Annotated in this window: 16 protein-coding genes; 5 read left to right on the top strand and 11 right to left on the bottom strand. The window is 41.8% G+C overall.

All coding sequences use genetic code 11. From position 1 onward, the window contains the following. Positions 1-69: 69 nt before the first annotated feature. The 4 genes from pyc to glsA form a co-directional block, all read right to left on the bottom strand. Positions 70-3,519: a pyruvate carboxylase gene (pyc, locus tag GJU40_RS05880; protein ID WP_154306817.1), complete on the bottom strand. Its 3,450-nt coding sequence runs from the start codon at positions 3,517-3,519 to the stop codon at positions 70-72. A gap of 57 nt (positions 3,520-3,576) precedes the next feature. Beyond that, the gene (locus GJU40_RS05875) at positions 3,577-4,782 is read right to left on the bottom strand and encodes an FtsW/RodA/SpoVE family cell cycle protein (RefSeq protein WP_154306816.1); all 1,206 of its coding nucleotides are present in this window, start codon (positions 4,780-4,782) and stop codon (positions 3,577-3,579) included. Between the two features lie 189 nt (positions 4,783-4,971). After that, positions 4,972-5,253 carry an Fpa/YlaN family protein gene (locus tag GJU40_RS05870; protein WP_154306815.1) on the bottom strand — a complete coding sequence of 94 codons (282 nt, stop codon included), beginning with the start codon at positions 5,251-5,253 and terminating at the stop codon, positions 4,972-4,974. A gap of 122 nt (positions 5,254-5,375) precedes the next feature. Beyond that, a complete protein-coding gene (glsA, locus tag GJU40_RS05865) occupies positions 5,376-6,305 on the bottom strand; it encodes a glutaminase A (RefSeq protein ID WP_154306814.1) in 930 nt (309 codons plus the stop codon). 434 nt (positions 6,306-6,739) lie between these two features. Here glsA and GJU40_RS05860 point away from each other — a divergent pair, with 434 nt between their 5' ends. Further along, the gene (locus GJU40_RS05860; protein ID WP_154306813.1) at positions 6,740-7,234 is read left to right on the top strand and encodes a peptidyl-prolyl cis-trans isomerase; all 495 of its coding nucleotides are present in this window, start codon (positions 6,740-6,742) and stop codon (positions 7,232-7,234) included. A 147-nt stretch (positions 7,235-7,381) separates the two neighbouring features. Here the strand turns inward: GJU40_RS05860 and GJU40_RS05855 are convergent, their stop codons facing one another. Continuing rightward, entirely contained in the window at positions 7,382-8,734 is a 1,353-nt protein-coding gene (locus GJU40_RS05855; RefSeq protein ID WP_154306856.1) for a PhoH family protein, read from the bottom strand. A 178-nt stretch (positions 8,735-8,912) separates the two neighbouring features. On the opposite strand from GJU40_RS05855, the gene GJU40_RS05850 reads away from it, so the two are divergent. After that, positions 8,913-9,590 carry a YhcN/YlaJ family sporulation lipoprotein gene (locus GJU40_RS05850; protein WP_154306812.1) on the top strand — a complete coding sequence of 226 codons (678 nt, stop codon included), beginning with the start codon at positions 8,913-8,915 and terminating at the stop codon, positions 9,588-9,590. A gap of 28 nt (positions 9,591-9,618) precedes the next feature. Here GJU40_RS05850 and GJU40_RS05845 read toward each other — a convergent pair whose 3' ends face one another. Further along, positions 9,619-10,080, bottom strand: a complete 462-nt coding sequence (locus tag GJU40_RS05845; RefSeq protein WP_154306811.1) for a pyridoxamine 5'-phosphate oxidase family protein — start codon at positions 10,078-10,080, stop codon at positions 9,619-9,621. 137 nt (positions 10,081-10,217) lie between these two features. Between GJU40_RS05845 and GJU40_RS05840 the strand changes: the two genes are divergently transcribed. Both GJU40_RS05840 and GJU40_RS05835 read left to right on the top strand, forming a co-directional pair. Beyond that, positions 10,218-10,418 carry a YlaI family protein gene (locus GJU40_RS05840; protein ID WP_154306810.1) on the top strand — a complete coding sequence of 67 codons (201 nt, stop codon included), beginning with the start codon at positions 10,218-10,220 and terminating at the stop codon, positions 10,416-10,418. Next, positions 10,354-10,836: a hypothetical protein gene (locus tag GJU40_RS05835; protein ID WP_246188280.1), complete on the top strand. Its 483-nt coding sequence runs from the start codon at positions 10,354-10,356 to the stop codon at positions 10,834-10,836. The genes GJU40_RS05840 and GJU40_RS05835 overlap by 65 nt, the downstream gene beginning before the upstream one ends. Before the next feature lie 526 nt (positions 10,837-11,362). Here GJU40_RS05835 and GJU40_RS05830 read toward each other — a convergent pair. Together GJU40_RS05830 and typA are read right to left on the bottom strand one after the other, a co-directional pair. After that, positions 11,363-11,656: a YlaH-like family protein gene (locus GJU40_RS05830; RefSeq protein ID WP_154306855.1), complete on the bottom strand. Its 294-nt coding sequence runs from the start codon at positions 11,654-11,656 to the stop codon at positions 11,363-11,365. Positions 11,657-11,710: 54 nt separating this feature from the next. Continuing rightward, positions 11,711-13,549: a translational GTPase TypA gene (gene typA / locus GJU40_RS05825; protein WP_343031420.1), complete on the bottom strand. Its 1,839-nt coding sequence runs from the start codon at positions 13,547-13,549 to the stop codon at positions 11,711-11,713. Between the two features lie 119 nt (positions 13,550-13,668). Here typA and GJU40_RS05820 point away from each other — a divergent pair, with 119 nt between their 5' ends. Further along, positions 13,669-13,851 carry a DUF5325 family protein gene (locus GJU40_RS05820; protein ID WP_154306808.1) on the top strand — a complete coding sequence of 61 codons (183 nt, stop codon included), beginning with the start codon at positions 13,669-13,671 and terminating at the stop codon, positions 13,849-13,851. Between the two features lie 416 nt (positions 13,852-14,267). Here GJU40_RS05820 and GJU40_RS05815 read toward each other — a convergent pair whose 3' ends face one another. The 3 genes from GJU40_RS05815 to GJU40_RS05805 form a co-directional block, all read right to left on the bottom strand. Further along, the gene (locus GJU40_RS05815; protein ID WP_170289340.1) at positions 14,268-14,690 is read right to left on the bottom strand and encodes a GNAT family N-acetyltransferase; all 423 of its coding nucleotides are present in this window, start codon (positions 14,688-14,690) and stop codon (positions 14,268-14,270) included. Between the two features lie 44 nt (positions 14,691-14,734). Continuing rightward, a complete protein-coding gene (locus GJU40_RS05810) occupies positions 14,735-15,526 on the bottom strand; it encodes an inositol monophosphatase family protein (protein WP_154306806.1) in 792 nt (263 codons plus the stop codon). A gap of 141 nt (positions 15,527-15,667) precedes the next feature. Continuing rightward, positions 15,668-15,856 carry a hypothetical protein gene (locus GJU40_RS05805; protein ID WP_154306853.1) on the bottom strand — a complete coding sequence of 63 codons (189 nt, stop codon included), beginning with the start codon at positions 15,854-15,856 and terminating at the stop codon, positions 15,668-15,670. Positions 15,857-15,957: the final 101 nt, after the last annotated feature.

Below are 15,957 nucleotides of genomic sequence, written 5' to 3'. Positions count from 1 at the left end.
TTTTCAATTTTGTACTCAACAACCGAACCCGTTATGATTATCCACGCCTTTTTTCTTTCCCTCTGCTCTTTAAGAATTTCGTTTAATTTCAATGAGAAGGTCGCCTGTTGAAATGGCTTCACCATTCCCTACATGAATATTTTGGATTGTACCATCAAATGGTGCTTGGACGGTTGTTTCCATCTTCATGGCTTCATTAATGATCAGATGATCACCCTGTTTCACCTTAGCACCTTTTTCGATCAGCACCTTAATCACAGTTCCCGGCATGGTCGCACCAATATGCTCTTCATTGCCTTTTTCTGCTTTCGTTTTGGCTGCTACAGATGACTTGATACTTTCATCCTTGATAAGAACCTCTCGAGGCTGTCCATTCAAATCAAAATAAACAACTCTCGTTCCGTCAGGCTGCGGCTCACCAACAGAAACCAGCTTCACGATCAGGGTCTTCCCTTGTTCAATTTCCACTTCAATTTCTTCTCCCAAATTCATTCCGTACAGAAAGGTTGGCGTATCCAAAACGGATACATCCCCAAACATATCACAGGTAGCAAGGTAATCTTTCAGCACTTTAGGATATAGCGCATAAGCAATGGCTTCATGATCCGTCACAGGCCTGTTCAGAGACTGAAACAGCTGCTGTTTTATATCATCAAAATCAGTCTGCTGAAGCAGTTCACCCGGTCTCACTGTGATAGGTTTTTTTCCTTTTAAGACGATTTGTTGAAGTTTTTCAGGAAACCCGCCGTGCGGCTGACCAAGATAACCTTCAAACAGCTCTACAACCGAATCAGGAAAATCAAGTGTTAATCCCCTGCTATATACATCTTCTTCTGTCAGATTGTTCTGTACCATGAAAAGTGCCATGTCTCCGACTACTTTTGAAGATGGGGTAACTTTCACAACATCTCCGAACATATCATTCACACTTCGATACATTCTCTTTACTTCTTCCCAGCGTTCGCCTAGTCCGACGGCTTTTGCCTGCTGCTGCAGATTGCTGTATTGCCCTCCAGGCATTTCATGCTGATAAACCTCTGTATGCGGAGAAACCATTCCGCTTTCAAATTCACGGTAATAATGTCGAATTCCTTCCCAATAACGAGAAAGGCTTTCCAAAGAATCAATGTCAATTTCAGGCTGCCTGCTGTTGCCTTCAAGTGCATAAAATAATGTGCTCGAGCTTGGCTGGGAAGTTAGGCCAGCCATGGAACTCATGGCGACGTCTACAATATCTACACCAGCTTCAATGGCTTTCGCATACATATAAATACCATTTCCGCTTGTATCATGTGTGTGCAGATGAATAGGAATATCGACAGTTTCTTTCAGCGCAGCTACAAGGTCATATGCTGCCTGAGGCTTGAGGAGACCGGCCATGTCTTTAATTGCAAGAATATGAGCGCCTGCACCTTCCAGCTCTCTTGCTATATTTTGATAATATTTCAGGTTATATTTTGTTCGGGATTCATCTAGAATATCACCTGTATAGCAGATCGCTGCTTCTGCAATCTTACCTGTTTCCCTAACAGAATCAATTGCAAGCTTCATTCCTTCCACCCAGTTAAGACTGTCAAAGATTCTAAAAACATCTATTCCTGCAGCAGCGGACTTTTCTACAAATTCATTGATTACATTATCAGGATAGTTTTTGTATCCAACCGCATTAGAGGCACGGAGAAGCATCTGAAGAAGAATATTAGGTGCCTTTTGCCTTACTTCATGAAGCCTTTCCCACGGATCTTCTTTCAGGAACCTGTATGCAACATCAAAGGTTGCTCCTCCCCACATTTCAAGAGAGAACAAATTTGGCAGCATTCTGGCTGTCGGCTCGGTTATATGTGTGATATCTGATGTTCTTACGCGGGTAGCCAAAAGAGACTGATGAGCATCCCGGAAAGTTGTATCAGTTAAAAGAACACCGTTTTGTTCTTTTATCCATTTTACAAGTCCGTCAGCTCCGTGCTTGTCCAATATTTGTTTCGTCCCGTCAGGAAATGCCTCATTGTGCTTAACTTTCGGAATAAAAGGCTTATCAAAAGCTGGCTTCTCCTTTTTTCCTATCCCGGGAAATCCATTAACAGTTACATTTCCAATATAGCTGAGCATCTTTGTTCCACGGTCTTTTGAGACAGGAAATTTAAAGAGTTCAGGAGTTGTATCAATAAAGGATGTATCATACACACCCGTCAGGAATTTGTCGTGCTGTACCACATTTTCAAGAAACGGAATGTTTGTTTTAATTCCGCGGATCCTGAATTCTCTTAAGTTTCTTAACATTTTAGAAGCAGCCTGGTCAAACGTCAGTGCCCAGGTTGACAGTTTTACCAGGAGAGAATCGTAGTGAGGGGTAATCACTGCTCCCTGAAAACCATTTCCTGCATCAAGTCGGACACCGAAGCCGCCGCCTGAGCGGTAGGCCATGATTTTTCCAGTGTCAGGCATAAACCCGTTTAATGGGTCTTCTGTTGTTACACGGGACTGAATAGCATAGCCGTTGACCTTGATGGTTTCCTGAGAAGGAATGCCTATTTCTCTGCTGGACAGGAGCAATCCTTGTGCGATCATAATTTGAGTTTGGACGATATCAACGCCCGTAATCATTTCTGTAATGGTATGTTCAACCTGAACCCGGGGGTTAACTTCAATGAAGTAAAACTCATTCTCAGCAACCAGAAATTCCACCGTTCCTGCATTCAAATAGGTAACATTATCCATCAATTTGACGGCTGCGCTGCAAATATCCATCCGCAGCTGATCTGGAAGTGACACACTTGGCGCTACTTCAACAACCTTCTGGTGCCTTCTTTGAACAGAACAGTCACGTTCATACAGGTGAACAATATTTCCTTCAAGGTCGCCAAGGATCTGCACTTCAATATGCTTGGGATTTTCAATTAATTTCTCAACGTAAACTTCATCATTGCCAAACGCTGCTTTCGCCTCTGATTTAGCACGGTCATAAGCTTCACTCAGTTCTTCCGCAGAACGGACAATTCTCATTCCCCGTCCTCCGCCTCCAAGTGCAGCTTTGATGATGAAAGGATAGCCGTTTTGTTCAGCAAAACGCAGAACATCATTGATTGACTCAACAGGGCCGTTGCTGCCTGGAATGACAGGGATACCGGCTTCGACAGCCTGATGCCTTGCTTTTACTTTGTCTCCAAACATTTCCAGGTGTTTAGTTTCCGGGCCGATGAAGATAATTCCCTCTTCTTCGCACCGTCGGGCAAAATGAATATTTTCAGATAGAAATCCGTAACCCGGATGAATAGCATCTACACCATTATCAAGTGCGATATCAATAATGCCTTCAATGTCTAAATAAGCATCAATAGGCTTTTTTCCTTCTCCGACGAGATATGCCTCATCAGCTTTATAGCGATGGTAGGAACCTGCATCTTCTTTTGAGTAGATGGCAACCGTTCTGATGTGGAGCTCAGTACAAGCCCTGAATACTCTGATTGCTATTTCTCCTCTGTTTGCTACCAATAATTTTTGAATTTTTTTCTGCGTCATAATCTTCCCCCTCTTCGCCAATTCCTGAGAAATTTAATCAATAGTATAGCACTTTTGCTAATAAGATGCCTCTGTTTTACCAATTTGCGTTACATTGCTCACGGTATCACCATCATTCAAATAATTGTTTCTGTAATTCACAAACATGGATACATTCACCAGGATTCCCATCGAAATCAGCAGCAGAAGCAGTGACGACCCTCCATAGCTGATAAATGGAAGCGTGACACCTGTAATTGGAATAAGACCGGTAAGTCCGCCCAGGTTAATAAACGCCTGTATGCCCAGCATGCTTGAGATGCCGACCGCAAGAAGGGTTCCAAATGCATCCTGGCACTTCCTGGCAATATGAAAGCCTTTAAAAATAATAAAACAAAGTGTGATTAACACAAATAACACTCCAAAAATCCCCGTCTCTTCGGCAATTATGGCCATGATAAAGTCTGTATGTGATTCAGGAAGGTATCCGTATTTTTGTACACTTTGTCCCAGTCCGAGACCTGTAAGCCCTCCGGATCCGATTGCATAGTAGGAGTTAACCAGCTGATAGCCCTCTGTACCCTGCGTTTTAAAGGGATCCATAAAACCTGTAAACCTTGCAATTCTGGTCGGTGTAATAATTTTATCATGATTTAAGAGTAAAAATGGTGTCATCGCGGCAAGACCGGCAAAACCAAGAACAGCCAATTTTACCAAATTTATGAGCCCCATACCTGAGCAGACCACCATAGTCAAAGCAATCAGACCGATGATCATCGCCGTCCCCAAATCAGGCTGAACTGCAACAAACAGGCAGATCACAAAAGTAAAAAGCAGGGGAGGAAGCACAGCGGCACCAAATTTATTTATGTAGGATTGTTTTTTCTCGTACACCGCAGCAAGGTAAATTATTACACTCAGCTTAACAAATTCTCCAGGCTGTATGCTTCTGCCGGCAAGCTTGATCCAGCTTTGCGCATTTCCAGCGACATGCCCGAAGATAAACACACATATCAGTCCAAGTATAGAAGCAAAAATCAGTGTTTTTATAAACTTGCTGTTTAAATATGCACGGTAAGGAATTAAAGCTGCCCCTGTAAAGGCAATCATTCCCAAAATGGCAGCCAGCACCTGCTTTTCAAAAAAATAGTCACTTTCAACATGAAAACGGGCAACTGCTGTAATCATACTGGAACTGTAAACCATCACAAGGCCAAAGGTAACCAAAAGAAAAATCGCCAGGATTAAAGAATAATCATACGACTTTGCAATTTTTTTCATCATGAAATCTCTTCCTCACTATATGAAAGTGATTATTCAAGTTGTCTATATTGTACTATAATTTCAAGAATATTTTTATAATTTTTATACTTTTCAATAAGTTTATTTCATTATAGCTGCCCTCCACTCTAAATTTTCCATTACAAAAAAACTCAAACTACGAATATCAGTTTGAGTTTGATGCATAGCTTGTTATTTATTGGTAAATGCCTCGTGCAGGGCGGACAGCTCTCGCTCCAACGCATCGATCAGGCTTTTTCCTTCACGCTCGTCAATCAGGCCCAGCCGCACGGCAAAATCAATTTCACGTGACAAGCCGAACATTTGTGTATCTAAAACCTCTTCATAAAGAGGACATTGAGGCATCGTAAGATTATCCATTTGCACTTTAATAAGCTTCATAATCTTTTCAGCATCACTTTTCAGGAGTGCAAGCGCTTTTTCGCGATGGTCAATAACAATTTCGGACGCCAAATGAATCCCTCCGTTCCCAGGGCGAATACCTTTAATCTATCTATTAATTTTAAAGGGAATATAGTAAAAAAGCAAGAATAATTGGTATGTTCATGAAAGTTTTTAAGGGTAAGCTCCCTTGTCTAAAAGATACTCAGACTGTATTTTTTTGAAAGCAGTTCAAGAAGCTTTATGCCTGCGATGCTGTTTCCTTTATTATTTAATGAGGGGCCGAATATCCCAATTCCAAATCCATTTGGAACAAGGCCGATAATCCCCCCGGAAACTCCGCTCTTAGCTGGAATGCCGATTTTAATTGCAAATTCCCCGCTTGCATTATACATTCCGCATGTGACCATAAACGTTTTGCACAGCCTTGCAATATCTTTTGGAATTAACTGCCTCCCTGTCTCCGGATGCAAGCCATCCATGGCCAGTACTGCTCCAATTTTAGCAAGGTCTAGACTATGCATTTCAATCGAACATTGCTTTGTATATACGTCCATCAGTTCTTCCACATCACCCTCAATAATGCTGTGCTGCTTTAGAAAATAGCACATTGATCTGTTCAGCCATGCAGTCTCAAATTCTGAGCGTGCGGTTTCTTCACACACGGCAACGTTCGGACTGTTTGCCAAATCCCTTATAAACGATAAGAGCCGGGAGACCTTTTCTTCACTGTTTTGCCCCTTTATCATGTTGGTGACTGCAAGTGCACCAGCATTAATCATTGGATTTAAGGGCTTGGACGGATTTAAAAGCTCAAGCTTCACAATTGAATTAAAAGGATCTCCTGTCGGTTCCATTCCTACCTTGTCAAAAACATATTCCTCACCGTGGTCAATTAGAACAAGCGCGAGACTTAATACCTTAGAGATGCTTTGAAGGGTAAATTTTTTTTCTATATCACCTGCTGCCATGCATGTATTGTCAATATGGTAGATTGCGACTGATAAATCATCAGGATCCGCTTTCCCCAAAGCAGGTATGTAGTCTGCTATTTTCCCCTCACCTGTCACCTTTTTTGCTTCCTCGACAAGCTGAATGAGTTCAGATTCATGTCTGCAAGGCATATTCATCACTCCCTATTATTGTATAAATTGTCAGTGACCTATCTTCTCTCCTTTCACTCCCTTCCCTGCGAAAAGACATCTTAACCGTAAAGAGAAAGACCTTAGGAAATGCAGTTCAGCTGAATAACTTTTTCCGGTTTAAGATATACACACTGAAGTATACCAATAGCATTCCCCCCTCTTTGCTTTTTATCATTTTTGACAGAAGACTCCCGCTTCAATCGTGAGAAGGATGAAGCCTAACGATAAGGGGGAGATAAATATCGGTTGGCGGCAGCCAAAACCTCGCTTAATCAATAACTCTAGCCGCCAGGCTGGTGTTCTAAGGAATCTTCCGCTTCAATCAGCTCGCTAGATGATAAGCGGTGAGTAGTTCAACAGCCGTGACAACGTGTTAGAAAGCGCTTATAATTTAAAATGGGAGTGATAATTGAATGGATATTATAATGATTAAAGGAAAAGTTAAATTTACAATTACAATTGATCCCGGCGTCTGGATTTTTGATGACCGCAAAGTTGATCTTAAAACTTATTTTCAAGAAAGCAGAGCTCCTAAGGATGACCTGGAGACATATACAAAAGAAGTTTCAGCTCACTGGGACAGAGAAATCAGAGAAGGCGCTATCGTTCCTCCAACTCTAAAAACGGAAAAAGTATTTAAGAAGACAGAAATTCTCACAGGGACATTCGGGATGCCGCTGGAACCCTTTTTAGGAAATGCTGAAGTACTTCCTGAGGCTTCGGAGGTTGTATTCATAACAAAACAAGGGGAGATTGTACTTTCTGTTGAAAAGGCAAAAATAGCAATTCTGGGATTTAGCAAGAACGGAAAACCGTTTAAAGAAGACGGACCTGTGCATTTATATTATGGGGATGGCTCCAATAGAGACAATCCAGTAACAAACATAGAGGAAATTCTGGTCAGATAATCAATAGTAAGCACAATGCGACGGCCTGAGAGGAGAGTGCTGTCAAAATAAAACCAGCCGCGTCATATTGAAGCCTTTGTAAAGCTTCAGTATGGCACGGCTTTTTGAATTCTTCAGAAAATGAAACAAGGTTTCCCCGAAAGGCTGCTATAGGAGATCTGCAGCCAACTGAGCCAATCCCGACCGTTCTCCCTTTATAAGCTTTACATGCCCTGCAATATGCTCTTCTTTGAACTTCTCAACAACATATGTAAGCCCGTTGTTATACTCGTCCAAATAAGGGTGATCAATTTGTTCAGGATCTCCCATCAAAACAATTTTCGACCGTTCGCCAACCCTTGTTAAAATGGTTTTGACTTCATGCTTGGTCAAGTTTTGAGCCTCGTCAATAATGATGAACTGATCAGGTATGCTTCTTCCTCTTATATACGTAAGAGCCTCAACTTCTATGGAGCCCATTCCGGCAAGAATCGCATCAAGCTCGCCTGGTTTTTTAGTGTTAAACAAATACTCCAGATTATCGAATATTGGCTGCATCCAAGGCCGGAGTTTTTCTTCTTTTTCTCCCGGCAGATAGCCAATATCTTTGCCAACAGGTACGATAGGTCTGGCAACGAGAAGTTTTTTGAATGCTCCTAAATCTTCTGTCTGCCAAAGACCTGAAGCCAGGGCCAGCAGCGTTTTACCTGTACCTGCTTTTCCAACAAGGGTAACCAGCGGGATATCGCTTCTTAAAAGCAGTTCAAAGGCCATGGTCTGCTGTACGTTTCGAGGCCTGATGCCCCAAATGTGATCATGGTCAAACACCAGCTTTTTCACTTTTTTCCCCGTCTTATCTACAATACCTACTGCTGAAGCAGAACCCCCCAAGGCATCCTTCATAATAATAAACTGATTCGGATAAAAGGGGTGATTTGTGATTTCCGATAACTCCAATTCTTTTTTATCATAAAAGCGATTAAGGTTTTCACCGCTTATATAAAGATCAAGAAATCCTGTGTAAATATGTTCAATTTCGACGACCCTGTCACTTAAGAAATCTTCCGCAACCAGGCCGATTGCTTCCGCTTTGACACGAAGCAGCGTGTCCTTGCTTACGAGAATAACAGGTCGTCCATTTTCTCTGGTCTGTTCTTCTAAAGAAAGGTTTTTGGCCACTGCCAGTATCCGGTTATCGTTCGTCTTCTCGACAAAAATGTCTTGCAGTTCATGAAAAGACCTATGATTCAGTTCAATTCTCAGAATTCCTCCGGAAGGAAGAGGTACACTGTCATGAAGCTTACCTGTCTGCCTTAATCCGTCAATATTCCTGGACACTTGTCTTGCATTTCTGCCCACTTCATCCATATATCGTTTTTTAGAGTCAACTTCTTCTAACACAACTGCTGGAATAACAACTTCATTGTCTTCAAAAGAAAAGATTGAATTGGGATCTTGCAGCAATACATTTGTATCCAGTACATAGACTTTACTCAATCTGCCGCCTCCTACAGAAATCATATTGGAAAACAACTTTTTGCTGTGATGGAAAGCTCCCTGACTTTTCCCTATTTCTAACGGGGCTTCCAGATCATTACTTGTTTTCAATAAGGATTGCTAAAATATATGAATTAGTGAATAAAGATAGAAGATTATTTAGACAATAATTATATACAGTTACCAAAAGGAGTGAATCATCATGCGCTGCTCATTACTGAGCCTATTTATCTGCAGCATTCTGCTCGCAGCCTGCAATGCAGGTGATCAAGCACGAGAAGAAAACGCTTCAGACAACAACAATAAACCCATTACAGTAAAAAACAGCGTCAATGAGAACAGTATTGACACTAAAAATGGCCAGGAAATTGCACAGCATCTGGTCGGCATTGCTAACCGAATACCCGATGTAAATGATGCCGCAGCGGTTGTGCTAGGCAATACAGCGGTTGTTGGGATAGATGTTAACGCTGAATTGGACCGGAATAAAGTAGAATCCATTAAATATGCAGTGTCAGAAAGCCTGACACATGACCGCTATGGTGAAAATGCGATTGTTATTGCGGATGCAGACACAACTGTTCGTCTTAGAAAAATGGGTGAAGAAATCCAAAACGGCCGTCCGGTTGCTGGAGTTCTCGATGAGCTCGCTGCTATTGTCGGCAGATTAATGCCTGATGCACCAAGTGATATCATTGACAACCAGGAAGAGTCTCCCACTGAGCAGGATAATGACCAGCTGAACGAGCAGGAACAGCAAAACCTGAATCAGCAGCAGGATAGCCAGTCTAACCACTATATGAAGCAAAATCAGCAGAACCAAAATCGCAGAAATCAAAATAATGAAAATCAAAATCAAAACAGACAGCTCAACCATTAATAAGAAAAAAATTTTAGGGGCTTAGCTATTATGGCTGAGCCTTTTTCATTGCCTCCAGCACCTGTTCATCAAGTTTTGCTGCTGCCCGTTCATCGTAAGTTTTTTCGTAAGCAGGCTCCATGCTTATTTTAGAGCCGTAAAACATCACATCACGCACTTCTGAAACCACTAGTTCTATTTGAGCAAGCTTAAGCGGAACATCTTCCAGCTTTTCTTTTCGTATATGTGCGTTTCCGCTGATGGAATATGTAGATTGGTTAACTATGATATTCATCACTGCAGCAGGGTGCTGCCTCAGATTTTCTACGATTCTTGACCGGTTGTCTACAGCAGCCAGTATGCGTGAATCATCAGGTGCATAAACCCAAGATAATGCGCTGACATTTGGAGCACCGGTTTCATGGTCTATTGTTGCCAAAGTAACATAGCGCTCTTTCTGCAAGCTTTGATAAATAGGGTCTATCAGCTTTGTTTCAACCTTGTTAGCCATTCCAATTCCTCCCTTTGCGGTTTTCACTTCTATCATACCCTCTTTAGCTTCCATCTTCCAACTTTAGAAAAGAGATTATCGGAAAAACACAATGCGTGGTATACTTTTTTCAGTAACTTGAAAAACAGAGGTGTCTTATGAGAGTAAAATGCGTAATATGTGATTCTATTGAAAAGCTAAATGATGAAACACTGCTTGCTAAAAGGCTTAGAAACAGGCCTATTCACACGTTTATGTGTGAAACTTGCCACGACAGAATTAAAGAGAAAACAAATGCGCGAATTGCCACAGGAAACTTCCGGCTGTATCGTGATAAAAAATCTGATGACAAGTGGTAATCTGGCAAGGGGAGCTGTTGCGGGAACTTTAGGCGGAGTCCTGTTAGGGGGATTCTTAAAGCTTGTGCAGAACCTGACAGGCAAGTCTGTCTACACTGTTCTTTTGAATATAGATTTTTGGTATGAAAAGCCGCTGCCTGAAAGTATAGAGTTTCTTATTCATTTGATAGTTGCAATCCTAATTGGAGCTGGGTACGCTTTTTTAATTGAATTCTTTTCTTTAAATAATCAATCTGCCAGGATTCTTGCAGCTTTCCTTCTTACAATTCCTGCTGTACTGCTGTTTTTTCCGCTCACCCATCTTGCTAAAAAACCTGTTCCTGCATGGAATGACTGGACTGCATTCTTATGGTGGCTGGCCGGCCACATATTATTTGCAGTTACCATGGCGCTATTGTACAGGGGCTCTCGTAAATAATTTGCAAAGGCAGCATGTCAGCGCTGTTAGACATTCATAGCCGCCTATTAAAATCATATAGAGGCTGAGGTAACCAAAGAAAAATCCGAACGAATTCGTTTGGATTTTTTTTAGGGACTATTTCAACTAAAAGTTGAGTTTCGGCTTTCTAATTGAAAATACTCGGAAAACACTGTTGTGATTGCACCTCTGTCAATCAACGGACCAGACTGAGTGGAGCAGCAAATAGATGAATGTGCTTTAATAGGGGCGATGAAGGACAAAACTCAGGGGAAAGGCACCAGAAATGTCCTTCATAACCCCGATGAAAGACAAAATTTCGCAGGTTATTCCCCCTTCTTTTCCAAAATAAAGAAATTTCGCTACATTTATTCTTTCAAAACCGTTACTTTCCACTTAAGCCAAACAACCCAAATCAAAAGTTCATTTTATTCAAACAGCAAAAAACAGCGTGAAATCTAATAAAGATTTCACGCTGTTTGCACTGTATACTCTTTAGAAATCAGTAAGCACCTCTAAAAAAATCCTAAGCCTTCAGCTCTGCTTTTTTAGAGCGGTGAAGCCTGATTTTATAGATAATTAATATCAAAGCGGCAATCATCAGACCTTCTGCAACTGGCAGAAACGCTCCCAGAAACGTCAGAACACTGCTGCCGAGGAATAAAAACAGATAAATAATCCCGGCCTTCAGTGGAGGCAATTTTTGTGCAAAGCCAAGCTTAAAAACCAAAATGGATAAAGCAAGTATGACAGTAAAGAGAATATTTGCTCCTGTCCCGGGATCTGTTGAAGAATAAATGGCTCTGGCTACAGGCCACATACTTTCGTAAACATTCACCCTGCTTCCCCCTTTGCTCTATGGTAAAGGCACTAATTAGGACTGATTCGCAAGCTTTTTCTTTTTAGCTTGTTTTTCACGTTCGTTCTTATCAAGAATCTTCTTACGCAAGCGGATAGATTCCGGTGTCACTTCACAGTACTCATCTTCATTTAGGTATTCCAATGACTCTTCAAGCGACATGATGCGCGGCTTTTTCATGCTTGTTGTCTGATCTTTTGTAGCAGAACGGATATTTGTCTGCTGCTTCATTTTACACACGTTGACAACGAGGTCATTCTCGCGGTTATGTTCACCGACAATCATACCCTCATATACTTCTATACCTGGTTCAACGAAGATAACACCACGATCTTCAATTCCTTGAATTCCGTATGCAGACGATTTTCCGTTCTCCATAGAAATCAAGACACCTTGCCTGCGGCCACCGACTTGGCCAGGCTGCATAGGCTGGTAGCTGTCAAATGTGTGGTTAATGATCCCATATCCACGAGTAAGTGAAAGGAATTCTGTAGAATAACCGATCAATCCGCGGGAAGGTACGTGGAAGATTAAGCGAACCTGACCGTTTCCATTATTGATCATATCAAGCATTTCACCTTTTCTGGCACCAATGGATTCCATAACGGCTCCAGTATATTCTTCAGGAACATCAATCTGCACTCTTTCTACCGGCTCAGATCTCACACCATCAACATCTCTAACGATAACTTCAGGTTTGGATACTTGAAGCTCATAGCCTTCACGTCTCATATTCTCAATTAGAATGGACAAGTGAAGTTCACCGCGTCCGGACACGACCCATGCATCTGGAGATTCTGTAGGATCTACTCTGAGACTCACATCTGTTTGAAGCTGAGCCATAAGGCGCTCTTCAATTTTGCGTGAAGTAACAAATTTTCCTTCACGGCCGGCAAATGGGCTGTTATTCACTACGAACGTCATTTGAAGCGTCGGCTCATCAATACGAAGAACAGGCAGTGCTTCCTGATGTTCTACAGGACAAACTGTCTCACCAACGTTAATATCTTCCATTCCGGATACTGCAACAAGATCTCCGGCTTTCGCTTCTTCAATTTCCACACGCTTTAACCCGGAGAAACCAAAGATTTTACTTACACGGAAGTTTTTAACAGATCCATCAAGCTTCATAAGTGAAACCTGCTGCCCTACTTTCATCGTCCCTCTAAACACACGGCCAATTCCAATACGGCCAACGTAGTCATTGTAGTCAAGCAATGCAACCTGAAATTGCAGATGTTCTTCACTGTTATCCTGTGGTGCAGGTATATTCTCTACAATGGATTCAAACAATGCTTCCATGTTTTCATCCTGCTTTTCAGCGTTTGTGCTGGCAGTTCCCATCAAAGCAGATGCATATACGACTGGGAAATCAAGCTGTTCCTCATTCGCATCAAGCTCAATAAACAAATCAAGCACTTCATCAATGACTTCTGCAGGACGTGCAAAGTCTCTGTCAATCTTGTTTACAACAACAATCGGTGTTAAGTTCTGCTCTAGAGCTTTCTTCAATACAAAACGTGTTTGAGGCATACAGCCTTCATAAGCGTCAACGACCAGCAGTACGCCGTCAACCATCTTCATAATCCGCTCTACTTCTCCGCCAAAATCGGCATGTCCCGGCGTATCAAGAATGTTAATCCGAGTTTCTTTATAGTTAATAGCAGTATTTTTAGCTAATATTGTTATTCCACGCTCACGTTCAAGATCATTGGAATCCATTGCTCTTTCGGCAACTTGTTCATTTGTTCTGAATGTACCTGCCTGGTGAAGCATTTTATCAACTAAAGTTGTTTTCCCATGGTCTACGTGGGCAATAATTGCGATATTTCGCAAATCAGTACGAAGTTTCACATTTTCATCTCCTAAGATTCAAAATAACCCTCGATATTATACCACAAACAAGGTAGAAAAGAGGAATCATTTTAAGTAAACTATAGTCAGTATACAGAAAATAAAGGGAGATGTAAAAAATGAGAGAAATAAAATGGCTGTTTCTGCTCTTGGCAGTACTGGCAGCAGCCTGTCTTGCCGGCATTGGCATCGCAGTCGCAGAGAGAAGTGTACTAGGTGTAATAGCTGCAATTGCAGGGTTACTCATTACGATGGGAACAGGTTTTGTACAAAAGAAAAAACTAAGGGAAAATGGCAGCTAGGCATCACTGCTGCACCGTAAAATGAATTGGGATGCAGCAGAATTTCATGCTTGCTGCACTGATCCTGAAATGAAAACCGCTCTGGAACTTATTTCTGAGCGGTTTTTTTAGTATCCCCTGTACATATAGAGGGACGTTGAAACGCAGCCAAAGGCGCTAACTAAACTGAGACTTTCCATTTATGTATAATATTTGGAACTAAAGGTGGAATTTTCCTCTTATGCTCTTTACAGTTTTTATCTACGCTTTTTTACGGGCTTTCTCCTGTGATTGTCGATTTTATTTCTATTCCCTAAGTTTTAACCACTCTCCCCTTTGCAATCAAAAAAAGCAGTCCCATTAATTTATAAAAGGGACTGCTATCGTGTATTTTACTTTAACCAAAATGTGAAGGTTGTTAAATTCTGTAACAAAAACTATTCATTAAGGACAAGCGGCCGAACACTTATGATATATTCCTTACCGGAGTCTTTCTCAGATTTAAACTGCTCAAATTCACAGGCTGCAAGAAATTTCAGCCAACTCCCCTGACTGACAGGTGCTGCTGCAAAAAACGCTTTATGCCCCTGTTGAGCCAGCTGATGAGCGAGTCCGTTTAGGATGCTGCGGCCATATCCTGCGCCTCTGTGCTCCTTCTCTATCAGCAGTGTGCCAAGCCAAGCCTTGCCGTTTGAAGGTGCCCACTCCACATGAAAGCTGAGCCCAACCGAGTGTTTTTCATTTTCCCATACCTGCCAGATGCCATTATACATGTTAGATTGGTTATAATATACGGCCAGCTCGTGCTGCTCGCATTCTTCCTTTCTCCACTCCGGACTATGTATAACAAGCTTCTCCAAGAAATAGAAGTCTTCAGAGCTGTTATAGTTCCGCGCAGAAAGCATCAGCTCTGCAAATAATCCTTTACAACTGCGGTATGAAGATTTTTTTCTCCGACAAAATAACTGCTCTTTTCCAGCAGGTTGATCTCTTTCCCATCTACTGTTGTAGCAACCCCTCCGACTTCCTTCAGCAGCACAAGGCCGGCTGCAACATCCCAGGGTGCCAGACGCATGGTCAGATAGGCATCCAGGCGCCCTGAAGCCACGTAGGCAAATTCGAGGGCTGCGGTACCGTACGACCTGGTTCCGCGTACTTTTTTCACCAACGGAATCAGCTTGTTATGATCAATCCTTCTGTTTTCAATGACCCAGGTTGCATTGAGAGCAATAATTGCTTCTTCCACCTTCACTTCATCAAGAACTGGCATTTTAACTCCGTCCATATAGGCTCCTTGACCTTCTGCTGCATGATACAGCTCATCGTGGACCACGTCATAAATAAGTCCTATTTTGCCTACTCCATTTTCATAAATGCCGATGGAAATAGCAAAGTTGCGCTGCTGGTGAACGAAATTCATAGTACCGTCGATAGGATCTATAATCCAGACAATTCCCTCCAGCGAAGATAATTTATCTCCAAAGCCCTCCTCACCCAGAATTTTATGTTCTGGATAAGCAGACTGTATTTTGCTAATAAAAAATTGTTCTGTTTCCTGGTCGATATTAGTAACCAGGTCATTTGGGTTGGATTTTGTTTCGATCGACAGGGTCTTGCTGAAGGATGCACGGATTGTTTCTCCAGCTTCCCTGACCCACCCTATTGCCGTTTCATTTATTTCGTTCCAGTTCACCATAAGATAACCTTCTTTCTATGTAAACAGCTTTTATTGTGATTATAGAATAATGGAACAGCAACTTCTAAAGCAAGCAGAAAGGCCATCACGCACACAAAAACGAACCTAAACGAAGGTCCGTTTATAATATGCGTGATCTTATTATGCTTTCAGCCTCAGCCATTCTTTTCTGAGCCTTTCAAGCTTGCGTTTGGATTCAGAAACTTTATCCTCGTTTTTTTCCTGCATTGCCTCAAAAAGGGTTGCAAGCTCATAGTCCAGCTCCAGTTTAATGACACCTATCCGATTAACTGTCTCCTTTTGCTGCTGCTGCTTAAGAATTTGTTTCATCATACTTTCTCCTTCCTGATTGCTTTTTAATCTCTCCTGTTTTTTATAAAGATTTATAGTAGTGATATGTTTTTAATAATATATGTCTTACCGGATAAGTC

The sequence above is a fragment of the Metabacillus lacus genome, from assembly GCF_009674805.1.
Taxonomy (GTDB): domain Bacteria; phylum Bacillota; class Bacilli; order Bacillales; family Bacillaceae; genus Metabacillus_C; species Metabacillus_C lacus.
Note: the sequence above shows the minus strand (reverse complement) of the source record. Positions and strands in the feature narration are given on the sequence as shown.